The organism is Roseovarius sp., from assembly GCF_965228755.1.
Classification (GTDB): Bacteria; Pseudomonadota; Alphaproteobacteria; order Rhodobacterales; family Rhodobacteraceae; genus Roseovarius.
On sequence record NZ_CBDDIG010000003.1, the window covers coordinates 100170 to 121943 of the forward strand.

The 21774-nt window shown below is 67.2% G+C and carries 20 protein-coding genes; 4 read left to right on the top strand and 16 right to left on the bottom strand.

The genetic code is table 11. The features are described 5' to 3' along the window. Window positions 1-654: 654 nt before the first annotated feature. The 13 genes from ACO07J_RS02050 to ACO07J_RS02110 form a co-directional block, all read right to left on the bottom strand. Window positions 655-951, bottom strand: coding sequence for a 50S ribosomal protein L23 (locus ACO07J_RS02050; RefSeq protein ID WP_300895664.1), 297 nt, complete (start codon window positions 949-951; stop codon window positions 655-657). Further along, entirely contained in the window at window positions 948-1565 is a 618-nt protein-coding gene (gene rplD / locus ACO07J_RS02055; RefSeq protein ID WP_422025822.1) for a 50S ribosomal protein L4, read from the bottom strand. The genes ACO07J_RS02050 and rplD overlap by 4 nt, the downstream gene beginning before the upstream one ends. Then, complete coding sequence (rplC, locus tag ACO07J_RS02060; protein WP_422025824.1) at window positions 1562-2425, bottom strand: 50S ribosomal protein L3; 864 nt, start codon at window positions 2423-2425, stop codon at window positions 1562-1564. The genes rplD and rplC overlap by 4 nt, the downstream gene beginning before the upstream one ends. Before the next feature lie 14 nt (window positions 2426-2439). Next, on the bottom strand, window positions 2440-2748 hold the full coding sequence (gene rpsJ / locus ACO07J_RS02065) for a 30S ribosomal protein S10 (protein ID WP_007817142.1): 309 nt from the start codon (window positions 2746-2748) through the stop codon (window positions 2440-2442). 83 nt (window positions 2749-2831) lie between these two features. Beyond that, window positions 2832-4007, bottom strand: a complete 1176-nt coding sequence (gene tuf, locus ACO07J_RS02070) for an elongation factor Tu (RefSeq protein ID WP_422025827.1) — start codon at window positions 4005-4007, stop codon at window positions 2832-2834. An 83-nt stretch (window positions 4008-4090) separates the two neighbouring features. Continuing rightward, window positions 4091-6214 carry an elongation factor G gene (gene fusA / locus ACO07J_RS02075; RefSeq protein WP_422025829.1) on the bottom strand — a complete coding sequence of 708 codons (2124 nt, stop codon included), beginning with the start codon at window positions 6212-6214 and terminating at the stop codon, window positions 4091-4093. A 20-nt stretch (window positions 6215-6234) separates the two neighbouring features. Beyond that, window positions 6235-6705, bottom strand: coding sequence for a 30S ribosomal protein S7 (gene rpsG, locus ACO07J_RS02080; protein ID WP_057817982.1), 471 nt, complete (start codon window positions 6703-6705; stop codon window positions 6235-6237). A 12-nt stretch (window positions 6706-6717) separates the two neighbouring features. Continuing rightward, the gene (gene rpsL, locus ACO07J_RS02085; protein ID WP_057817984.1) at window positions 6718-7089 is read right to left on the bottom strand and encodes a 30S ribosomal protein S12; all 372 of its coding nucleotides are present in this window, start codon (window positions 7087-7089) and stop codon (window positions 6718-6720) included. A 336-nt stretch (window positions 7090-7425) separates the two neighbouring features. Then, window positions 7426-8340 (bottom strand): DMT family transporter, encoded by a 915-nt coding sequence (locus ACO07J_RS02090; RefSeq protein WP_422025831.1) that lies wholly within the window; start codon window positions 8338-8340, stop codon window positions 7426-7428. Between the two features lie 183 nt (window positions 8341-8523). Further along, window positions 8524-9300 carry a 3'(2'),5'-bisphosphate nucleotidase CysQ gene (locus tag ACO07J_RS02095; protein WP_422025833.1) on the bottom strand — a complete coding sequence of 259 codons (777 nt, stop codon included), beginning with the start codon at window positions 9298-9300 and terminating at the stop codon, window positions 8524-8526. Continuing rightward, the gene (locus tag ACO07J_RS02100; protein WP_422025835.1) at window positions 9287-10633 is read right to left on the bottom strand and encodes a TldD/PmbA family protein; all 1347 of its coding nucleotides are present in this window, start codon (window positions 10631-10633) and stop codon (window positions 9287-9289) included. Before ACO07J_RS02100 ends, ACO07J_RS02095 begins: the two co-directional genes overlap by 14 nt. A gap of 88 nt (window positions 10634-10721) precedes the next feature. Next, window positions 10722-12299, bottom strand: coding sequence for a DUF2125 domain-containing protein (locus ACO07J_RS02105; protein WP_422025837.1), 1578 nt, complete (start codon window positions 12297-12299; stop codon window positions 10722-10724). A 108-nt stretch (window positions 12300-12407) separates the two neighbouring features. Then, entirely contained in the window at window positions 12408-13946 is a 1539-nt protein-coding gene (locus ACO07J_RS02110) for a DUF2125 domain-containing protein (RefSeq protein WP_422025839.1), read from the bottom strand. 120 nt (window positions 13947-14066) lie between these two features. Here ACO07J_RS02110 and ACO07J_RS02115 point away from each other — a divergent pair, with 120 nt between their 5' ends. Further along, a complete protein-coding gene (locus ACO07J_RS02115; RefSeq protein WP_422025841.1) occupies window positions 14067-14828 on the top strand; it encodes an SDR family oxidoreductase in 762 nt (253 codons plus the stop codon). Further along, window positions 14825-15436, top strand: a complete 612-nt coding sequence (locus ACO07J_RS02120; protein ID WP_422025843.1) for an enoyl-CoA hydratase/isomerase family protein — start codon at window positions 14825-14827, stop codon at window positions 15434-15436. Before ACO07J_RS02115 ends, ACO07J_RS02120 begins: the two co-directional genes overlap by 4 nt. 329 nt (window positions 15437-15765) lie before the next feature. On the opposite strand, the gene ACO07J_RS02125 is transcribed toward ACO07J_RS02120, so the two are convergent. From ACO07J_RS02125 to uraH, 3 genes are all read right to left on the bottom strand, one after another. Continuing rightward, entirely contained in the window at window positions 15766-16071 is a 306-nt protein-coding gene (locus ACO07J_RS02125; RefSeq protein WP_422025845.1) for an SH3 domain-containing protein, read from the bottom strand. A gap of 82 nt (window positions 16072-16153) precedes the next feature. Continuing rightward, on the bottom strand, window positions 16154-17737 hold the full coding sequence (locus tag ACO07J_RS02130) for an HWE histidine kinase domain-containing protein (protein WP_422025847.1): 1584 nt from the start codon (window positions 17735-17737) through the stop codon (window positions 16154-16156). Window positions 17738-19241: 1504 nt separating this feature from the next. Further along, on the bottom strand, window positions 19242-19595 hold the full coding sequence (gene uraH / locus ACO07J_RS02135; RefSeq protein ID WP_422025849.1) for a hydroxyisourate hydrolase: 354 nt from the start codon (window positions 19593-19595) through the stop codon (window positions 19242-19244). Between the two features lie 148 nt (window positions 19596-19743). Between uraH and puuE the strand changes: the two genes are divergently transcribed. Both puuE and ACO07J_RS02145 read left to right on the top strand, forming a co-directional pair. Continuing rightward, window positions 19744-21162 (top strand): allantoinase PuuE, encoded by a 1419-nt coding sequence (puuE, locus tag ACO07J_RS02140; protein ID WP_422025851.1) that lies wholly within the window; start codon window positions 19744-19746, stop codon window positions 21160-21162. Continuing rightward, entirely contained in the window at window positions 21159-21644 is a 486-nt protein-coding gene (locus ACO07J_RS02145; RefSeq protein ID WP_422025853.1) for an ureidoglycolate lyase, read from the top strand. Before puuE ends, ACO07J_RS02145 begins: the two co-directional genes overlap by 4 nt. Window positions 21645-21774: the final 130 nt, after the last annotated feature.

The window sequence follows — 21774 nt, forward strand, 5'->3', positions numbered from 1 at the left end:
GCTTTCTGTCTTCCGTTAGCTAACGGCGGATCGGGATCCGCCTATGTGTAGGCCGGGCTTCAGCCCGGCTCGGGTGTAGGGCCCCGAAGGTCCCCGGTTCGGTGATGTTCTCGCGAACAATAAAAACACAGCCCCAGACGAATCCGGGGCAGTGCAGATGGGTCCGTTTAAGCGAGAGACCGGTGGGGGTCAAGGGAGTAAGGGCAGAAATGCACCTGCGGGCCGCTTGTGGCGTGGGGTGGGAGACAACACACCTATCCCACGGCCTCGAAGCCGCGCGATCGCCAGGCCGCGGGGTGGCGAACCAACATACGTGGACACCACTTTATCTCTCCGCATCCGAAAAACCTGGCGATGTCGCGCTGCCCTCTCCCAATCGCCAGCCCGTCGGGGCGGCCTGGCGATCGCGCGGCGGGCTGAAGCCCTTGACTCCGCGCGTGTTGCGCTCGTTGGGTGGGTGCCAAACCATCTCCACCGCCTACACCCTGCCATTCCCAACGCTCGCCCGGCGGCCTTCGGCCTCTATTCCGGGCGTGTGCCAAGCCGTATCGTTGGTTCCACCACATCACCCAACGAAAAAACCCCGGCCACTCCACGCAGCCGGGGTCCTATTTCTCACAAGGCCAGGGCCAACCCCCGACCGACGTCACCCGATCAAAGACCGGTCGTCACGTCGATCGTGTTGCCCTCTTCAAGCGTCACATACGCCTTCTTGACGTCCTTTCGGGTGCCCTTGACACCGCGGAAGCGCTTGTTCTTGCCCTTGGTGATCGTGGTGTTCACAGCCTTCACCTTCACACCGAAGAGCGCCTCGACGGCCTCCTTGATCTGCGGCTTGGAGCTGTCGATGTCCACCTCGAAGACCACCGCGCCGGCTTCCGACGCCATGGTGGATTTCTCGGTGATCACCGGCTTGCGGATCACGTCGTAATGTTCCGGTTTCGCGCTCATTTCAGTCGAGCCTCCAGTGCTTCGACACCCGCCTTCGTGAGCACCAGCGTGTCACGCTTGAGGATGTCATAGACATTCGCGCCCATGCTCGGCAGCACGTCCAGACCTTCGATGTTGGCGGCCGCGCGGGCGAACTCGGCGTTCACCTCCGAGCCGTCGATGATCAGCGCGCGCTTCCATCCCAGGTCGCGGACCTGCTTGGCCAGGTCCTTGGTCTTGGAAATGCCGTCCGCCGCCTCGATCACCACCAGCTCGCCGGCTTTCGCCTTGGCGGAAAGCGCGTGCTTAAGGCCCAGCTTGCGCACCTTCTTGGGCAGGTCATGCGCATGGCTGCGCGGAACCGGGCCCTTGTAGATGCCACCCTTGCGGAAGATCGGCGCGTTGCGGTCGCCGTGGCGGGCGCCACCGGTGCCCTTCTGGCGATAGATCTTCTTGGTCGAGTAGCTGGTTTCGCTCCGGGTCTTGACCTTGTGGGTCCCCTGCTGCGCCTTGTTGCGCTGCCAGCGGACGACGCGGTGAAGAATGTCGGCGCGCGGGTCCAGGCCGAAGATCTCTTCGCCCAGATCGACCGAGCCGGCTTTCCCGCCGTCCAGTTTGATCACGTCGAGTTTCATTCCTCGCCTTCCTTCTTCTCACCGTCATCGTCGCTCTTCTCGGCTTCGATGTCGGCCTCGGCTTCCTTCAGCGCCTCGGCTTCGGCGGCGGCCTGCTCTTCGGCAAGGCGCTTGGCTTCGGCTTCGGCCTCGGCAGCGGCGGCGGCAGCGGCTTCCTCGGCGGCCTTGGCGGCAGCCTCGGCTTCCGATTTCAGGGCCGCGGGCAGGATCGCGCTTTCCGGGAACGGCTTCTTGACCGCGTCCTTGATCGTGACCCAGCCACCCTTCGAGCCCGGAACCGCGCCCTTGACCATGATCAGGCCACGGTCGGCATCGGTCTTGATGACCTGCAGGTTCTGCGTGGTCACGCGGACGGCGCCCATGTGGCCGGCCATCTTCTTGCCCTTGAACACCTTGCCCGGGTCCTGGCACTGGCCGGTCGACCCGTGGGCGCGGTGGCTGATCGACACACCGTGGCTGGCGCGCAGGCCGCCAAAGTTGTGCCGCTTCATGCCGCCCTGGAAGCCCTTACCGATCGAGGTGCCCGACACGTCGACGAACTGACCCTCGAAATAGTGGTTCGCGGTGATTTCCTCACCCACGTCGATCATGTTCTCGGGCGCCACGCGGAATTCCGCGATCTTGCGCTTGGGCTCGACCTTGGCGGCGGCGAAATGGCCGCGCATGGCCTTCGAGGTCCGCTTCGCCTTGGCCGTGCCGGCACCCAGCTGAACGGCCGAATAGCCGTGGCTCTCGGCGGTGCGCTGTGCGACCACCTGAAGCTTGTCCAGTTGAAGGACGGTCACGGGAACCTGCTTCCCGTCCTCCATGAAAAGCCGGGTCATGCCGACTTTCTTTGCGATTACGCCAGAGCGCAACATATCGTTACCCTCCCTTAAACCGAAATCTGAACGTCCACGCCCGCGGCGAGGTCGAGCTTCATCAGCGCGTCCACGGTCTGCGGGGTGGGGTCGACGATGTCGAGCAGCCGCTTGTGGGTGCGGATCTCGAACTGGTCGCGGGATTTCTTGTTCACGTGCGGGCCACGCAGAACGGTGAACTTCTCGATCTTGTTCGGCAGCGGGATCGGCCCACGTACCTCGGCACCGGTCCGTTTGGCGGTGTTGACGATCTCCTGCGTGCTGGCATCCAGTACGCGGTAGTCAAATGCCTTCAGCCGAATGCGAATGTTTTGGCTTTGCATTGGGGTAGCCTTTCGCGGCGTTGGAGTTGATAGGAGGAAGGCCGGACCACCCGGCCTCCCTCGTCGAACCCTTGGGGTAGTTCTTACTCGATGATCTTCGACACGACGCCGGAGCCGACGGTCCGGCCGCCTTCGCGGATGGCGAAGCGGAGGCCGTCTTCCATGGCGATCGGGGCGATCAGCTCGACACCGAACTTCAGGTTGTCGCCGGGCATGACCATCTCGGTGCCCTCGGGCAGGGTCACGGTGCCGGTCACGTCCGTCGTCCGGAAGTAGAACTGCGGGCGGTAGTTGGCGAAGAACGGCGTGTGACGGCCGCCTTCATCCTTGGTCAGGATGTAGACCTCGCACTCGAACTTGGTGTGCGGCGTCACCGATTTCGGCTTGCACAGCACCTGGCCCCGCTGGATGTCGTCACGGTCGACACCGCGCAGCAGCGCGCCGATGTTGTCGCCGGCCTCACCGCGGTCGAGCAGCTTGCGGAACATCTCGACGCCCGTGCAGGTCGTCTTCTTGGTGTCCTTGATGCCGACGATCTCGATCTCGTCGCCCACGTTGATCACGCCACGCTCGACACGACCGGTCACAACCGTCCCGCGGCCGGAGATCGAGAACACGTCCTCGATCGGCATAAGGAAGGGCTGGTCCACGGCGCGCTCGGGGGTCGGGATGTACTCGTCGACGGCGGCCATCAGCTCGGCGATCTTGTCCTTGCCGATGTTGTCGTCGCGGTCTTCCAGCGCGGCCAGGGCCGAGCCGGCCACGATCGGCACGTCGTCGCCCGGGAAGTCATAGGCCGACAGAAGTTCGCGGACTTCCATTTCCACCAGCTCGAGCAGTTCCTCGTCGTCGACCTGGTCGACCTTGTTGAGGAACACCACCAGCGCGGGCACGCCCACCTGGCGGGCCAGCAGGATGTGCTCGCGGGTCTGCGGCATCGGGCCGTCGGCCGCGTTCACCACCAGGATCGCGCCGTCCATCTGGGCGGCACCGGTGATCATGTTCTTCACGTAGTCGGCGTGGCCGGGGCAGTCGACGTGGGCGTAGTGGCGCGCCTCGGTCTCGTACTCCACGTGCGCGGTCGAGATGGTGATCCCGCGCGCCTTCTCTTCCGGCGCCGCGTCGATCTGGTCATACGCCTTGAACTCGCCGAACTGCTTGGTAATCGCCGCGGTCAGCGTCGTCTTGCCGTGGTCAACGTGCCCAATCGTGCCGATGTTCACGTGCGGTTTCGAACGGTCAAACTTTTCCTTTGCCATGATGGCCTCCTTGTCTTTTCGGGTGCCGGGCTGAAGCCCGGCCTACGGTGGGTGGGTAGGCCGGGCTTCAGCCCGGCATCCCGTTAAGCGTATTTCGCCTGGATCTCGTCCGAGATGTTCTGCGGAACCGGATCGTAATGCGAGAACTGCATCGTGAACTGCGCGCGGCCCGAGGACATCGAACGCAGCGTGTTGATATAGCCGAACATGTTGGCCAGCGGCACGTTCGCATTGATCGCGATGGCGTTGCCGCGGGGCTCCTGCCCCGACACCTGGCCGCGACGGCTGGTCAGGTCGCCGATGACGTTGCCGGTATATTCCTCCGGCGAGATCACCTCGACCTTCATGACCGGCTCAAGCAGCTTGGCGCCGGCCTTGCGGAGACCTTCACGCATGCACATCCGGGCGGCGATCTCGAAGGCCATGACCGACGAGTCGACGTCGTGGTACTTGCCGTCGATCAGCGCGACCTTGAAGTCGATCACCGGGAAGCCGGCCAGCGGGCCGCTGTCCATGACGCTCTCGATGCCCTTCTCGACGCCGGGGATGTATTCCTTCGGCACCGAGCCACCGACGATGCGGCTTTCGAAGCTGTAGCCTTCGCCCGCCTCGGTGGGGCTGATGATCATCTTGACCTCGGCGAACTGGCCCGACCCACCCGACTGTTTCTTGTGGGTGTAGGTGTGCTCGATCTCGTGACCGATGGTCTCGCGATAGGCCACCTGCGGGGCGCCGATATTGGCTTCCACCTTGAACTCGCGCTTCAGGCGGTCGACGAGGATGTCGAGGTGAAGTTCGCCCATGCCCTTCATGATCGTCTGGCCCGACTCGAGGTCGGTCTCGACGCGGAAGGACGGGTCTTCGGCGGCAAGCCGCGCCAGGCCCTGGCTCATCTTCTCCTGGTCGGCCTTCGTCTTCGGCTCGACGGCGATCTCGATCACCGGGTCGGGGAAGGTCATCGTTTCCAGCACGACCTGGTTCTTCGGGTCGCACAGCGTGTCACCGGTGGTGGTGTCCTTCAGACCCGCCAGCGCGATGATGTCGCCCGCGAACGCTTCCTCGATCTCCTCGCGGTTGTTCGAGTGCATCATCATCATCCGGCCAATGCGCTCTTTCTTGCCCTTGGTCGAGTTCATGATGTTGTCGCCCTTCTTCAGGACGCCCGAATAGATCCGGGTGAAGGTCAGCGAGCCCACGAACGGGTCGTTCATGATCTTGAACGCCAGGCCCGAGAACGGCATCGAGTCATCGGCGCGGCGCGCGATGTTCCGGGTCTCGGTCTCGTCATCCGGCGCGAAGCCCATGTAATCGACCACGTCCATCGGGCTGGGCAGATAGTCGACCACGGCGTTCAGCAGCGGCTGGACACCCTTGTTCTTGAAGGCGGACCCGCCCAGAACCGGCACGAAGCTCAGCGACAGCGTACCCTTGCGGATCAGTTTCCGCAGGGTGGGGATGTCGGGCTCGTTGCCTTCGAGGTATTCCATCATCGCGTCGTCGTCCATCTCGACGGCGTTCTCGATGAGCTTGCCGCGCCATTCCTCGGCCACGTCCTTGAGCTCGTCGCGGATCGGGCCGCGCGTCCAGGAGGCGCCCAGGTCCTCGCCCTTCCAGACCCATTCTTCCATGGTCACGAGATCGATGGTGCCTTCCAGCTCGCTCTCGGCGCCGATCGGCAGGGCGATCGGAACGGCCTTGGCGCCGGTGCGGCTTTCGATCATCTCGACGCAGTTGAAGAAGTCGGCACCGATCTTGTCCATCTTGTTGACGAAGACGATGCGCGGCACCTTGTACCGGTCGGCCTGGCGCCACACGGTCTCGGTCTGGGGTTCGACACCGGCGTTGGCGTCCAGTACGCAGATTGCACCGTCGAGCACGGCCAGCGAGCGTTCCACCTCGATGGTGAAGTCGACGTGGCCGGGCGTGTCGATGATGTTCATCCGGTACTTGGTGTCGGAGGTCCCTTCCTTGGTCGGGTCTTCCTGCCACTGCCAGAAGGTCGTGGTCGCGGCCGAGGTGATGGTGATGCCGCGTTCCTGTTCCTGCTCCATCCAGTCCATCGTCGCGGCGCCGTCATGCACCTCGCCGATGTTGTGGGACTTGCCGGTGTAGAACAGGATGCGTTCCGAACACGTGGTCTTGCCGGCATCAATGTGGGCCATGATGCCGAAGTTGCGGTAGCGTTCCAGCGGATAATCGCGTGCCATTGGTCAGATGCCTCTAGGGTTTACCAGCGGTAATGGCTGAAGGCCTTGTTGGCTTCGGCCATCTTGTGGGTGTCTTCGCGCTTCTTCACGGCCGAGCCGCGGCTGTTCACAGCATCCAGCAGCTCGCCGGCGAGGCGTTCTTCCATGGTGTTCTCGTTCCGGGCGCGCGACGCGTTGATCAGCCAGCGGATGGCCAGCGCCTCGCGGCGCTCCGGGCGAACCTCGACCGGCACCTGGTAGGTGGCGCCACCAACCCGGCGCGAGCGAACCTCGACCGACGGCTTGATGTTGTCGAGCGCCTCGTGGAAAATCTCGACGGGCGCGCGCTTGACCTTGTCCTCGACCCGGTCGAGCGCGTTGTAGACGATCTGCTCGGCAACGGATTTCTTGCCGTCGATCATCAGGTTGTTCATGAATTTCGTCAGAACCCGGTCGCCGAACTTGGCATCGGGCAGGATTTCGCGTTTTTCAGCAGCGTGACGGCGGGACATCTTCTCTTCCTCTTACTTCGGACGCTTGGCGCCGTATTTCGAGCGGCGCTGCTTGCGGTCCTTGACGCCTTGCGTGTCGAGCACGCCGCGCAGGATGTGGTAACGGACGCCGGGAAGGTCTTTCACACGGCCGCCGCGGATCAGGACGACAGAGTGTTCCTGAAGGTTGTGGCTTTCACCGGGGATGTAGCTGATGACCTCGTAGCCGTTGGTCAGGCGCACCTTGGCAACCTTCCGCATGGCCGAGTTCGGCTTCTTCGGCGTCGTGGTGTAGACGCGCGTGCAAACGCCACGCTTCTGCGGGCAGCCCTGCAGGTGCATGGATTTGGTGGCTCTTGTTTTCGGCTGCCGCGGCTTGCGGATCAGCTGCTGGATCGTTGGCATTGGGTCTCTTTCCCCGTCTCTCAACACATGTGTCTGCACGGGCATCCCCGTGCGGGTTTCATCAAAATGCGCGCCTTACGCGTCCGCAAAACGCAATAACCGCACCCGTACCCTGCTACCTGCCGGTACGACGCGGTGGAATTCCAGAGGATCGGGGCGCACACCGCCCGGATCATGACCACTACAGTTCTGATATCGGCTCTCGGGGAATGCCCCATTGGCCGGGATGGAGCGGCGTATAGGCGGAGTCGGAATCGTTGTCAACAGCCTCCCGCGCGGGTTTGTGCCGGGCGGAACGCCTTATGTGCCTGGCCCGGGGCCGGTCTGCCCCGCCCGTCACATCCCCCGCGGGCGGGTGCGCGCGGATTGCGCGATGCGCTCGGCCCGGGCCAGCCGCGACTCGCGGTAGAGCGTGAAAAGCCCGCTGCCCGCCACGATCGCGGCGCCGGCCAGGGTGATCGTCTCGGGCCACTCGCCGAAGGCCAGCCAGCCCAGCACCAGCGCCCAGATCAGGCCGGTATAGCGGAACGGCGCGGTAAAGCTGATCTCGCCCACCCGCATCACCATGATCGAGAACAGGTAGCCGCCGATGATCATGAACGCCGCCCCCGCGGTCAGCCCCAGCGCGCGGCCATCCATCGGCGCCCAGTCGTCCGCAAGGCTGCCCAGACCGAAGAACACCATGATCACGGCCGAGGTGATCAGCGTCACCAGCATCGACGGCGTCTGCGGCGACAGCCGCCGGGACGACAGGTCGCGCAACGTCACGAACCCCACCGCGATCAGCGCGTAAAGCGAATAGACGTTGAAATCCGACGCACCCGGCCGGACGATCAGCATCACCCCCGCGAACCCCACCACGATCGCCGCCAGCCGCTTCCACCCCACCGGCTCGCGCAGGAAGATGGCGGCCGCCAGCGTGATCGTCAGCGGCAGCGCGGCCAGGATCGAGGTGACGTTCGCCAGCGGCATGTTGAACAGCGCGGTCAGGAAGAAATAGGCGGCCCCGGTCTCGCCCACCGTGCGCCAGAAGATAACCCACCGGTCGCGCCGCGACACCTGCGCCCGCAGCGCCCCCATCCGCCAGGCGATCACCGCCACGGCAACGGTGGTCAGCACGCCGCGCAGGAACAGCAGCTGGAACAGCGGGATCTCGCCCGCCATCAGCTTCATCATGGTGTCGTTCAGCGTGAAGGCCGCCATCGACGCCATCATCAGCAGCGCACCGGTCAGGTTGTCGGATCGGGCCATTCTTCGGGGCTTCCCGTCGGTCTTCAAAAGGGATCGGACCGCCCTGCGGGCGATCCGACCGAAACAGGGGGGCCAGCCCCCCACGTCGAAATCGAAGATTTCAACGCTCCCCCCGGGATATTTCGACCAAGAAGAAAAGGCAATCTCGTTTGCGCCGGGAGGGGCGCGCCCGGCGGGCCGGGTTCACACCACCAGCGCGCCGGTGATCGCCCCGTGCAGGGCCGGGTTGGCGGCGACGATGCCGTTGACCTGCGGATGCGGGTTGTTGAAGACAAGCGGCTTTCCCGCCCGGTCCGAGGTCGCCGCACCCGCCTCGCGCAGGATCACGTCGCCGGCGGCCACGTCCCATTCCCATGTCGGGCGCAGGGTGAACATCGCGTCGGCCCGGCCCTCGGCCACCACGCTCAGCCGGTAGGCGAGCGACGGACGGTAGAGGCGCTTCACCTCCGGCACCGCGCCGCGCCAGTGCTGCGGCGCATAGCCGGGCCTGGCCGCCAGCACCGAGGCGCCGGTCAGCTCCGTCCGGTCCGAGACCTTCAGCGGCGTGCCGTTCAGCGTCGCACCCTGCCCCGTCGCGGCGGCATAGAGACTGTCACGCATCGGCAGGAAGACCACCCCCGCCGTCACCGTGCCATCCTCCACCACCGCCAGCGAATGCGCCCAGGTGCCCGAGCCTTCGATGAAGCTCCGCGTGCCGTCGATCGGATCGACGATGAAGATGCGCCGGCAGGCCAGCCGCGCCTCCCCGTCCTCGCTCTCCTCCGACAGCCAGCCATAGTCGGGCCGCGCCCCGCGCAGCACCCGCTCCAGCACTTCGTTCACGGCGAGGTCGGCCTCCGTCACCGGGCCCAGGCCATCCGGCTTGTCCCAGCGCTTGGCCGTCTCGGCGGCGAACCCCGAAGCGACCTCGCCCGCCTGCCGCGCCGCGTCAATCAGCAGCGAAAGGTCACTCCCCGGCAAGCGTCAGCCCCTCGACCAGAAGCGAGGGCACCACGCGGCTCAGCCACGGCCGCGCGTCGTTGGCCGGTGTCATGTTGCGCAGCATCTCCGGCAGGGCCCCCGCGATGGTGCATTCCTGCACCGGGTAGGTGATCTCGCCATTCTCGACCCAGAAGCCCGACGCCCCGCGCGAGTAATCCCCGGTGTTGGGGTTGATCGTGGCCCCGATCATCGAGGTCACCAGCAGCCCGGTGCCCATCTCCCGCAGCAGGTCGTCGCGGCTCTTGTCGCCTTGCGTCAGCGCGATGTTCCACGGGCCCGGGCTCGGCGGGGCGGAGGTGCCGCGCTTGGCGTTGGCGGTGCTTTCCATCCCCAGCTTGCGGCCGGTCGAGAGGTCAAGAATCCAGCCCGTCAGTACCCCCTCATCCACCAGCGCCCGCTTGCGCGTCGGCAACCCCTCCGCATCGAACGGACGCGAACCCGTCACCCGCGGCCGGTGCGGATCCTCGATCACGCTCAGCCCGGCGGGCAGCACCGGCTCGCCCAGCCGCCCACGCAGCCAGGACTGGCCCCGCGCCACGGCGCTGCCATCGGCCGCGCCCAGCAAATGCCCGATCAGCGAGGCCGCGATGCGCTCGTCGAACAGCACCGGGTAGGCGCCCGTCTTCGGCCGCTTCGCCCCCAGCAGCGACGCCGCCCGCTCGCCTGCCACCCGGCCGATATCCGCGGCACCCCGCAGATCGCTCCGGAAGATGCGGCTGTCGCCATCGGCATCGCGCTGCATCCCGGTGCCGGTCCCGGCAATGGCGGAACAGTGGATCGCCGCATCGGTGCGCTCGTAGCCCCCGGAAAACCCGTTCGAGCCCGCCATGTGCACCGCCCGCCGCGACCAGGCCGAGGTGGCCGACTGCACCTGGCTCACGCCCGTCACGCCCAGCGCCGCGGCCTCCGCCGCCAGCGCCTTGTCCTGCAATACCTCGGGCGACGGCTCCTCGCCCGGATCGGCCAGCTCCAGCGCCCCGGCCTCGCAGCCCGTGCCAAGCTGCCCCGGCTCGGCCAGCCCCGCGTAAGGATCCTCCGGCGCCTCGCGCGCCATCGCCACGGCCCGCTCCGCCAGCACGCCGATCGTCTCGTCCCGCGTGTCCGAGGCCGACACGCAAGCCTGCCGCCGGCCCACCAGCACCCGCAGGCCCATATCCGTGCCCTCCGACCGCTCGGCCTGCTCCAGCGCACCCGCGCGCACGTCGATCGTCACCGCGCTGCCCTTCAGCGCGATGGCATCGGCGGCATCCGCCCCGGCCTTGCGGGCGGCGTCGATCAAGGCCGCGGTGATGTTCTCCAGCGTGTCGGTCATGCCCTGCCTTTCCTGATTGCCGGGAACAGGTAGACCGCCGGGCCTGCCCGTGCAAGCCCGTGCCCCTCGGCGCCCGGGGCCAGCCGCCCTAGCGCACGCGCTGGCCGTTGGCCTCGATCACGCCGCCCGGCTTCAGCTCGATGGTCGAGGTCATGGTGTCCTCGCCCTCGCCCGGCACGGCGAAGACGCCCAGCATCATCCGCGCGCCGGCAGCCTGGTCCTCGGGCAGCAGCCGCGCCTCGACCAGCCGGTCGATCAGCACCTGCCCGCCCTCAAGCACCAGCTCGATCACCCCCTCGGGCTCGGGGAACCCGCCCTGGCTCTCCCCGTCCGCCTCGTCGAAACGCAGATCCGCCTCGCCCGTCAGCCGCGCGCCCAGCGCCGCCACGGCCAGTTCCTGCACCGTCAGCCCGCGCAGCGCCGTCGGCGCCTCGCCTTCCTCCTCCAGCACCGCGATCGAAGGGAAATCCAGCAGCCCGGCGAAAAGCTCCACCGCCGCCGTGGCCTCCAACGACAGATCCGCCGGATCGCGCGGCAGCGCCCCGCCCGGATCGACCATCGCCCAGGCCTCCTCGCCCAGCGTCATCCCCTGAAGCGACAGCGCCAGCGCCGCCTCCTCCGGCCCCTCCGTCCGGTTCAGCGGCGTGGCGAACCGATAGCCCATCGCCTCGAACCCCACGACCAACGGCACGGGCAGCACCTCGGCCGCCATCGCCATCGTCAACCGGTCGGCCTGCCCCTCGATGGACAGCCCCCCGGCATCGAGACGGATCGCGGCCGCCTGCGGGCCGAGATCGTAGGTCTGCCGGAACATCTCCGCGTCGCCGGCCTCCCCCCCCGGCTCGGTCGTCGTCATCACCGTCTCCGCACCCGTCGCGGCCACCTTCGAGGTCAGCGAAAACGCCAGCCCGTCGCGCAGCCCCTCCGACAGGTTCATCAGCGACAGCGTCCCCTTGGGCAGCGCCCCTTCGTAGGTGACCGCGACCCCCTCCATGCGCTGCGCGGTGGCCTGCGTCGCCATCACGGGCGGCACTCCATCGCCCCCCGGCATCTCGGTTTCCGAGACCGAATCCACGATGATCGTCTCGTAATCGAACGCCCCGCCGATCCGCAGCAAATCGCCGTCGGTCACCCGGTAGCTGCCCTCCGACCCGGTGATCCGCATGGTCATCCGCACATCCGCCCCGCCGGCCGCCTCCGGCATCTCCACCCGCATCACCTGCAAAAGCTCGTCGGTGCGGAAGGCATGGGTCACGTCGCCCGGCGCGCCGCTGGCGACCTGCTCGAACGCCGTGCCGTCCAGCTCCCGGGTCAGCACGATCGCCTCCGGCGCGCCGTCCTCGCCGTCGAATTCCAGCCGCACGATGCATTTCGACTCCGCGGGATACCGCACCGAGACCGTGCCATCGCCCGCCTCCTCCAGCACCATGCCATTGGTCGTCAGCACCAGCCGCCCCCGGCCCTGGGCAAAGTCGAACCTGATCTCGATGTCATCGACCACCAGCCGGTCACCCTCGCGCACCGGGCTCGCCTCGATCTCGGCATTCAGCGCCTCGAACGGCGCCATCGCGCTGGCCCAGACATCCTCGGCACTCACATCCGCCGCCGCCGGCATCCCCGCCAGCCCGACCGTCGCCACGGCCACCAGGCCAAACCCAATCCTCATCCGAAATCGCCCCTCGTTCCAAACATTTCGCCGCCCAACGCTAACCCCAAACGAAAAGGCTGCAACCGATGATTGCAGCCTTTCCGAAGTTCCGTAACGACAGGCGCGTTACTTGATGCGCTGCCCGTTGGCCAGCACCTGCCCGTCACCCTTGACCTCGATGGTCGAGGTCAGCGTGTCCTCGCCATCGCCCGGCACGGCGAACAGGCCCATCATCATCCGCGCACCGGCGGCCTGTTCCTCGGGGACAAAGCCCATGGCCACCAGCTTGTCGAGCAGCGCGTTGCCGCCCACCAGCATCAGGTTCACCGAGCCGGTCGGCGCCGGCATCCCCTCGAATGTGGTCAGGTCCGAGTTGTCGAAGGTAAAGCTGCCGTCGCCGGTCAGCTCGGCGCCCGCCGCGCTCACCGTCAGGCTGTTGAGGTCGAGCGAATGAAGCTCGCCGGGCATCGACTCGCCTTCCTCGATCTTCTCCATCTCCTCGGGATCGAGCAGGTCGACCAGCAGCTTGACCGTGCCGCTGGTGTCGAACGCCACCGTCGCCGGATCACGCGGCAATTGCCCGCTCGGGTCGAAGATGCCCCAGATCAGGTCGGACATGGTGAAATCGCCCAGCGTCAGTGCGAAGGCAAAGTCCTGTTCGCCCTCGCCGGCGGTGACCGGCACCATCAGGTTGAACCCGGCCTGCTGCATCGACATTTCCAGCGGGAACGGGATCTCGGCACCGGCCATCGACATGGCGATATCCGTGCCCTCGCCGGAATAGGTGATGCCGCTCTCGTCCATCTTCAGGCCAATCTGGCCGGAGGAGGAACTGCTGGTGCCCTGCGCGCTCTCATCGCCGTCGTTGAAGTTGAAATTCGACGATCCGTTGGTGAACGAGAAGCTGCCGTCGAAGGCAAAGCCCGCCTTCAGCGCCGCCGCCATCTGCTCGGGGTCCATGTCGTTGGGCAGGCTGGCGGTGCCGTCGAACTCCATGCCCTCGGCCTCGCCGCGGATCACGAAACGGCCGCCGCCGTCATCCGGCTCGTTGAAATCCATCACGTAGCTGACGGCGCCCGTGGTGACCTTCTGGACCGACTGGCGCAGGTTGCCCACCGACATCTCGGTCGTGCCCTCGACATCGGCCATCCGGAACTCGGCCTGGCCGAACTCGTCCATCGGAACGTCCTCGCCCTCGATGTTCAGGCTGACCAGCGTCAGCGCGATGTTCGCGGCCGAATAGGCATAGGTCATGTTCTCGGGGTCGCCCGAGACGTCGATCGTCAGGCCATCGGTGGCATAGTCGAGGCCGATCTCCACGTCCTCGCCGTCCTCGGCATCGACGGAAATGTCGATCGGCAGGCTCGGCGCCAGGGTGATGGAAACCGTCCCGTCGCCATTGTCGACGAAGTTCATGTCGCCCATCGACATGTCGATCGTCATGTCCTCTTCCGGCACCTCGAACGTCATGCTGATCCCGCTGACCGTCAGCGTGTCGCCCGACCGTGTTTCGGTCGCCTCCAGCGTATAGCCGGAATCCTTCATGTAATCGCGCCAATCGGCCCAGACCTGTTCGGCCGTCACGTCGGCAAATGCCGCGGTTCCGCCCGAAATGACGCAAAGCGCGGCCACCGACGCGGCAGTTCTCCTCCAGGATGTCATCATCAACCCTTCCGTTTTTAAAATTCGAGTATAGCTTCTGCCCAAGCACGGGCCGGGTCAAGAAATAGTTGCCCCGGCCGCACGAGCTTGAGAGTAGCGGGTTTGAATGCAGGGAGGTACGAAATGAGTATGACAGAGGCAGTCGTCGGCAAAACGGTGCTCATCACCGGGGCCAGCCGCGGCATCGGCGCGGCGGCGGCCCGGATCTTTGCCGAGGCGGGCGCCAACGTGGCCCTGGCCGCGCGCAACGGCGACGCCATCGCCGAGATCGCCGGCGAGATCGGCAACCGGGCGGTCGCCATCCCCTGCGACGTCTCCCGCTACTGGGAGGTCGACGCCGCCGTCTCTGCCTGCCAGAAGGCCTTCGGCAGGCTCGACATCCTGATCGGCAACGCCGGCGTGATCGAACCGATCAGCCATCTCGACGCCATCGACCCCGAGGAATGGGGCAAGGTGATCGACATCAACCTCAAGGGCGTCTTCAACGGCATGCGCGCCGCCATCCCGGTGATGAAGGACGCAGGCTCCGGCACCATCATCACCGTATCCTCCGGCGCCGCCCACAGCCCGCTGGAAGGCTGGAGCCACTACTGCACCTCCAAGGCCGGCGCCGCCATGCTGACCCGCTGCGCCGACCTCGAGAACCGCGGCCACGGCCTGCGCATCATGGGGCTTTCCCCCGGCACCGTCGCCACCCAGATGCAGCGCGACATCAAGGCCAGCGGCATCAACCCGGTCTCCGAACTGGAATGGGAGGATCACATTCCCCCCGAATGGCCCGCGAAGGCGCTCCTCTGGATGTGCAGCCCCGACGCCGACGACCACATCGGCCAGGAAGTCAGCCTCCGGCAGGACGACATCCGTCGCCGGGCGGGCCTCGCATGATCCGCCTCGACAAGACCGACGGGCTCTGGACCGTCACCATCGCCCGCCCGGACAAGGCCAATTCCCTGACCGAGGCGATGCTGACCGACCTCGCCGACATCGCCGAAAGCGCCGACGAGGCCGGCGCCCTGATCCTGACCGGCGAGGGCAAGGTCTTCTCCGCCGGCGCCGATCTCGAAGCGGCAAAGGCCGGGCTGGCGACAAGCTCCGCCTGGGAACGGCTGTCGTCTGCCATCACCGGCCTGCGCGGCCTGACCATCGCGGCCTTGAACGGCACCGTGGCGGGCGGCGCGATGGGCATGGTGCTGGCCTGCGACCTGCGCGTCGCGGTGCCCTCGGCCAAGGCCTTCTACCCGGTGATGAAGCTGGGCTTCCTGCCCCAGCCCTCCGACCCCGGCCGCCTGGTCCGGCTGGTCGGGCCGTCGCGGGCGCGCATGATCCTGATGGCGGGGCAGAAGGTCGACGCCGAAACGGCGCTCGCCTGGGGCCTCTTCGACCGCATCGCCGAGCCTGACGAGCTGATCGCCACCGCCCACGAGTTGGCCGCCGACACGCTGGCCGCCGACCCGGTCCACGCCGCGACGATCAAGGGGATGTGCCGGGTTTAAAGAACCCGTCCCGGCCCCCGCGCCGCTTCATGCGCCCCGCCGGGCGAGCGCCGGCCCGTGGGGAGGCGCTGCAACGGATATGGCCCACGCTTTATGGCGCCGAGTACATCCTACCTAAAGATGTCACGCAACACCCGCCAAAGCGCCTGCCCGCCGGGACGGGCCGGCGCTCGCCCGGCGGCCTTCGGCCTCTGTTCCGGGCGTGTGCCAACCAGCACCGGTCAGAAAACCCCGAGCCTCGCGCATTCTCCCCCGTCCCGGCCCCCGAGCCGGGACCTCACCGAGCCCTCGAAACGTAGGGTGGGTGCAAACCCACCCCACACCCCCCGTCACAACTTCCGCAGATACGTCTCCGACACGTACCCCTTCGTCCCCGGATCCCGGTCCAGCGCCGCCTCGCACCACACCGTGCCGCCCACGCGGTTGCAGGCCCCGGTCCGCACCACCGTCCCGTTCGGCAGGCCCACGATCACCTCGTAGCCCAGCCCCGGCCCGGCCCGCAGCTTCAGCATGTCGCCCGCCTCCACACCGGCCACCTCGGCCCGGCCGGTCATCCCGAGCAACGATGGCGTGGGCGAGCCGTAGCACCCCGCCAGAACCCCAACCAACAGAAAACTCCCGATCAGCCCGCGCATTCCGCCCTCCTTTGCCTCGGCCCCGTACCGCCCCTTACTGGCCCATTCCGGCAGCCGGCGAAAGGGGGCGTCTGGCCGCGGCTCAGCCCGGCGCCCGCGCCTGCATCTGCGCCCCGGCCGCGTCCACCTCTTCGGGCACCGGCAGGGTCAGCTCGCATTCGAACGCGCCATCCCGCACGTCCCGCGTGATGCGGCCGTCAAGCTGATCCTCCACCGCCAGCGTCAGTAGCTGCGTGCCGAACCCCGCGGTCTCGGGCTCCACCGCCCCGGCCACGGCCGCGCTCCGCTCCCGCCAGACCAGCCGCAGAACCCCGCCCTCGCCGAGGTCCCAGCCGATATCGAGCGTTCCCTCGTCCCCGGCCAGCGCCCCGTATTTCACCGCGTTGGTGGTCAGCTCGTGCAGCGCCATCGCCACCGGCTGCACCATCGAGGGCGGCAGCACCACCCGCGGCCCCTGCAGCCTGACCCGCCCCTCCCCGGCCGACAGGAACGGCGCCAGTTCGCTTTCCAGCACGTCCCGAAGGCTGGCCCCGACCCACTTGGCATCGGACAGGATGGTCAGCGTCTTGCCCAGCGCGCTCAGCCGGTCGAGCAGCGACGACTTGTAGCCCGCGACATCCTCCGCCCGGGTCAGCCGCACCAGCGCCTGGGAAATCCCCAGCAGGTTGCGCGCCCGGTGGTCGATTTCCTGCATCATCGCCTTTTCGCGCGCCAGCACCCGCTCCCGTTCGATCGTCTGCGTGGCCAGGCCAAAGACCTGTTCGGCGGTCGCCACCTCCTCGTCGGTCCAGCCATGAGGCTTTTCGCGATGCACGAACATCACCGCGCTGAGGCTCGCGAACTTGAACGAGGGCAGCGCCAGCGCCGCCTCGGCCCCCAGGCGGCCGAACATCTCGCGCGCCCGCCCGTCCTCCAGCTTCGACGTGCTGTCGACGCGGACGGCGCGCCCGGCCTCCAGCCCGTCCCGCAGGCGGCCCAGCCACGGCCAGTGAACCCCGGGGCCGGCGGGGGCCACGCCCTCGGCCATCCATTCCTGCGAGACCGGAAACAGCTCGGCCGAGACGTCGCGCTCGCGAACGCCCACCCGCATCGCACCCAGGTGCTCGCCCAGCATCCGGCAGACCTCGGTCATGATCTCGTCGGCCCCGGTCAGCTCGCGCACCCGCTCGCCCGCCTCCAGCAGGAACGCCGTCTGCCGCTGGCGCAACACCTTGTCGGTGGTCTCCTGGCCCGAGTTGTAGATGCCGACGATGGTGCCGTCCTCGCCCCGGATCGGCGTGAAACTGTAGGACCAGTAGGTCTCCTCCTCGATCCCGTAGCGCCGCATCGGCAGCATCTGGTCATCGACGAACAGCCCCTCGCCGGTCTCGATCACCTGTGTGAACTGCGGCTCGATCACGTGCCAGATATCCGACCACACCTCCTCCGCCGGCGCGCCGAGACAGGCGGGGTGGCGCGGGCCCGGAATGGTCGACCAGGCGTCGTTGTAAAGCAGGCGCAGATCCTGGCCCCAGTAGATCGCCGTCGGAAAGGCCGAGTTCAGGCAGATCCCCAGCGCCGCCCGCAGCGATTGCGGCCACGCCTCCGGCGGGCCGAAAGGATGCGCCGCCCAGTCATGCTCCCGGATACGCCGCGCCATTTCCCCCTCGCCCGAGAGAAAGCTCATCGGCGTCGCGCCCGTACCCTGCCGCCTCAGCACCTGATCACCTGTTCATGCCCGCCATGTTACAGGCATATATGTAGAAACATCCCCCGCAAAGACAAAGTCTTGTCCGGGGTTATTCACGCGCTGCCCGTCCCGACCCCAGCGCCGACACCCACCGCCTCCCCCGCCCCGGGCCTGACCCGGGGCCTCTCTCCCTCGCAAAACAGGTTCGGTCACCCCGCCGGGCGAGCGCCGGCCCGTGGGGAGGCGCTGCTACGGTGGTGGATGGCATTTTATGGTGCCGACTACATCCTACCCTAAGAAACGTGCGCAACACCCGCCAAAGCGCCTGCCCGCCGGGACGGGCCCCTCTCGGCGATTGCCTTGCAATCGCCTGCCGGGCAGCGGGCGCTCGCCCGGCGCCGCGCCAAGGCGCGGCTTGACTCCGGGCGCGTGCCAAACTGAAATGTCACTCCCCCCGCCCCGGGCCTGGCCCGGGACCTCGCACCTTCACCAAACATGTTCGGTCATACCGCCGGGCGAGTTCCTTACTGCGATGGCAGCAGTGCCCGTCTGCTCTCCCTTGTCGGACCACGCGCCGGGGCCACCAAGGGCCCCACGTCAAGTCCGAAGCGGACATTTCTGAAGCACGGCCTTCAGCAAAGACGACCGGAGAACAATTACCACTCCATCCTCGATCAAACCGCGCCAAACACCTCCCGCAACCCGCCGGGCGAGCGCCGGCCCGTGGGGAGGCGCTGCAACGTTCATGGCCCGCACTTTATCGCGCCGAGCACATCCTAGCTATCAACCTCGCACCACACCTCAAAAGCGCCTGCCCGCCGGGACGGGCCCCTCTCGGCGATTGCCTTGCAATCGCCTGCCGGGCAGCGGGCGCTCGCCCGGCGCCGCGCCAAGGCGCGGCTTGACTCCGGGCGCGTGCCAAACCGCAACATTAGCACAACCCAGCACCCTTCGCGTTCCCCTTACAAACCGAAACCTCTCCCCTTCTTCCTAGCCCGCTCCGGCCTTGAGCCGGGCCTCGCCATCGCCAAACTCATGCAGTCACCCCACCCGACAAGCGCCACCCCGTGGGGAGCCGCCGCCACGAAAAGGGCCCGCACTTCCGGGTCACGCCTTAACCTTGCTGCCAAGCCGAGAACTCGCGCCCCCCGCCCCGGCCCTGACCCGGTGCCTCGCACCCTAGCCAAACACCTCCGCCAACCTGCCGGGCAGCGGGCGCTCGCCCGGCGGCCCCCGGCCTTTATCCCGGGCGCGTGCAATACCGCTACGGCACGCCCCCCGCCCCGGCCTTGAGCCGGGGCCTCAAACCTCCACCGCCCACAACGCCGCCAAACACCCCCCGTTGCACCGCACACAACATCTCGCGCCACCCCCCACCGAACGCCACATCAACCCGGGCCAGGAACCGAAAAAACACCGACAAAATACCGACGTGATACCGACGCGATACCGCCCCGGCATTTCCAAGCCATTCCAACCGGTTAACCCCGATTCGCCTGCCTCAGCTCCCGCGGTAGGTCGAATACCCGAACGGCGACACCAGGAGCGGCACGTGGTAATGCACCGCTTCCGACATCCCGAACCTTATCGGCACCTCGTCCAGAAACCGCGGGCTGTCCGGCGGCGAGAACCGGGCATCGATGTAATCCCCGGCATGAAACACCAACTCGTACGTGCCGACCCGGAACTCCGCCTCCGGCAGGATCGGCTCATCCGTCCGCCCGTCGGCATTGGTCTGCAACGCCCTGACAAGGCTGCGCTTTTCGCCCTCGATGCGGTAAAGCTCCACGGTCATGCCCGCCGCCGGGCGGCCCCGCGCGGTATCGAGCACATGGGTTGTCAGATATCCGGCCATCTATACGGTCCTCCTGTCGCCACCCTGCCGCGCCCCGGGGCCCCGGTCACGCAGGAAATCATTGTAAGTCCTTCAGGTTTTATCGGAAAGTATCCGGCAAAGCCCTCGTCTAGACTACCGGCATCCACCACTCACGGAAGGCGTCGCCATGCCCCAACGCTACATCCGCGACATGCGCGGCCACGGCCCCACCCCGCCGCACCCGCACTGGCCCGGCAACGCCAAGGTCGCCGTCCAGTTCGTCCTCAATTACGAGGAAGGCGGCGAGAACTGCCTGCTGCACGGCGACGCCGCCTCCGAGGCCTTCCTGTCGGAAATCCCCGGCGCCCAGCCCTGGCCCGGCCAGCGCCACTGGAACATGGAATCGGTCTACGAATACGGCGCCCGCGCCGGGTTCTGGCGCCTCCACCGGCTGTTCACCTCGCGCGGCCTGCCGCTCACCGTCTACGGTGTCGCCACGGCGCTGGCCCGCTCGCCGGAACAGGTCAAGGCCATGCAGGCCGCGGACTGGGAAATCGCCAGCCACGGCCTCAAATGGATCGACTACAAGGACCACACGCCCGAGGCCGAACGCGCCGACATGGCGGAGGCCATCCGCCTCCACACCCTCACCACTGGCGAGGCGCCCCGCGGCTGGTACACCGGCCGCTGCTCGGTCAACACCGTGCCGCTGGCCGCGGAAACCGGGCAATTCGACTACATTTCAGACACCTACGCCGACGACCTCCCCTACTGGGTCACCCTCGCCGGCCGCGACCAGCTCATCATCCCCTACACGCTCGACTGCAACGACATGCGCTTCGCCACGCCGCAGGGGTTCAACTCGGGCGACCAGTTCTTCGCCTATCTCCGCGACAGCTTCGACGCGCTTTATGCCGAGGGCGAGGCCGGCGCGCCGAAGATGCTCTCCATCGGCCTGCATTGCCGCCTGATCGGCCGCCCCGGCCGCGTCATGGCCCTGCAACGCTTCCTCGATCATATCGCGGCGCATGACGGAGTCTGGGTCGCCCGCCGCATCGACATCGCCCGCCACTGGGCCGAAACCCACCCGCCCGAACGCCTCGAGCGCCCCTCCGAGATGGACCGCGACAGGTTCGTCACCCGCTTTGGCGACATCTTCGAACATTCCCCCTGGGTCGCCGAAAACGCCTACGAGCTGGAACTCGGCCCCGCCCATGACAGCGCGGCGGGCCTCGCCTCGGCCATGGCCCGCGCCTTCCGCGCGGCGCCTCGCGACAAGCGCCTCGCCGTGCTCAACGCCCACCCCGACCTCGCCGGCAAACTCGCCGCCGCCGGCCGCCTGACCAGCGACTCCACCGCCGAACAGGCCTCCGCCGGGCTCGACATGCTCACCGACGAGGAACGCGCCACCTTCACCCGCCTCAACGACGCCTATGTCGCCAAGCACGGCCACCCCTTCATCATCGCCGTCCGCGACCACGACAAACAGGGCATCCTCGCCGCCTTCGAAACCCGCCTCGCCAATGACAGCGAGACCGAGTTCGCCGCCGCCTGCGCCCAGGTCGAGCGCATCGCCGAGCTGCGCCTGCAGGGCCTCCTGCCGTGACCACGATCACGGCCCGGCCCCTGACCCAATCCGCCTTCGCCCCCTTCGGCAATGTCATCGCCCGCCGGCCGGAACCGGACATGATGATCAACCAGGGCCTCTGCGGCCGCCACCACGCGCTGGCCCTGGCCGACATCACCGACGGCACCCCCGGCATCAGCCTGTTCGATGCCCAACCCCGCAGCCTCCCCTACCGGCTCGACATGGTCGAACGCCACCCGCTGGGCTCCCAGGCCTTCCTGCCAATGTACGAGACCAGCTTCCTCGTCATCGTCGCCCCCGACGAAAGCGGCCACCCCGGCACCCCGCTCGCCTTCCTCACCGAACCCGGGCAGGGCATCCAGATCGCGCGGAACACCTGGCACGGCGTCCTCACGCCGCTCGCGCCCCCCGGCCTCTTCGCCGTGATCGACCGCATCGGCAATGGCCCGAACCTGCAGGAACACTGGTTCGACACCCCCTTTACCGTCACCGCAGACTAGGGGCGCTGCCCCTCGGCCTTCGGCCTCACCCCGGGATATTTCCGGCCAGAAGAAACAAGGGGCGCCCCATGCTTCTTCTGGCCAAAAGTATCCCGGGGGGAGCGTTGAAATCTCCTGATTTCAACGTGGG

Coding starts and splice junctions, on each gene's coding strand:
- rpsL (WP_057817984.1), bottom strand. CDS start 7,089: ATGCCAACGATCCAGCAGCTGATCCGCAAGCCGCGGCAGCCGAAAACA.
- uraH (WP_422025849.1), bottom strand. CDS start 19,595: ATGGCCGGATATCTGACAACCCATGTGCTCGATACCGCGCGGGGCCGC.
- rplC (WP_422025824.1), bottom strand. CDS start 2,425: ATGTTGCGCTCTGGCGTAATCGCAAAGAAAGTCGGCATGACCCGGCTT.
- rpsG (WP_057817982.1), bottom strand. CDS start 6,705: ATGTCCCGCCGTCACGCTGCTGAAAAACGCGAAATCCTGCCCGATGCC.
- ACO07J_RS02125 (WP_422025845.1), bottom strand. CDS start 16,071: ATGCGCGGGCTGATCGGGAGTTTTCTGTTGGTTGGGGTTCTGGCGGGG.
- rpsJ (WP_007817142.1), bottom strand. CDS start 2,748: ATGCAAAGCCAAAACATTCGCATTCGGCTGAAGGCATTTGACTACCGC.
- ACO07J_RS02090 (WP_422025831.1), bottom strand. CDS start 8,340: ATGGCCCGATCCGACAACCTGACCGGTGCGCTGCTGATGATGGCGTCG.
- tuf (WP_422025827.1), bottom strand. CDS start 4,007: ATGGCAAAGGAAAAGTTTGACCGTTCGAAACCGCACGTGAACATCGGC.
- ACO07J_RS02110 (WP_422025839.1), bottom strand. CDS start 13,946: ATGATGACATCCTGGAGGAGAACTGCCGCGTCGGTGGCCGCGCTTTGC.
- ACO07J_RS02120 (WP_422025843.1), top strand. CDS start 14,825: ATGATCCGCCTCGACAAGACCGACGGGCTCTGGACCGTCACCATCGCC.
- puuE (WP_422025851.1), top strand. CDS start 19,744: ATGCCCCAACGCTACATCCGCGACATGCGCGGCCACGGCCCCACCCCG.
- fusA (WP_422025829.1), bottom strand. CDS start 6,214: ATGGCACGCGATTATCCGCTGGAACGCTACCGCAACTTCGGCATCATG.
- rplD (WP_422025822.1), bottom strand. CDS start 1,565: ATGAAACTCGACGTGATCAAACTGGACGGCGGGAAAGCCGGCTCGGTC.
- ACO07J_RS02050 (WP_300895664.1), bottom strand. CDS start 951: ATGAGCGCGAAACCGGAACATTACGACGTGATCCGCAAGCCGGTGATC.
- ACO07J_RS02105 (WP_422025837.1), bottom strand. CDS start 12,299: ATGAGGATTGGGTTTGGCCTGGTGGCCGTGGCGACGGTCGGGCTGGCG.
- ACO07J_RS02100 (WP_422025835.1), bottom strand. CDS start 10,633: ATGACCGACACGCTGGAGAACATCACCGCGGCCTTGATCGACGCCGCC.
- ACO07J_RS02115 (WP_422025841.1), top strand. CDS start 14,067: ATGAGTATGACAGAGGCAGTCGTCGGCAAAACGGTGCTCATCACCGGG.
- ACO07J_RS02130 (WP_422025847.1), bottom strand. CDS start 17,737: ATGAGCTTTCTCTCGGGCGAGGGGGAAATGGCGCGGCGTATCCGGGAG.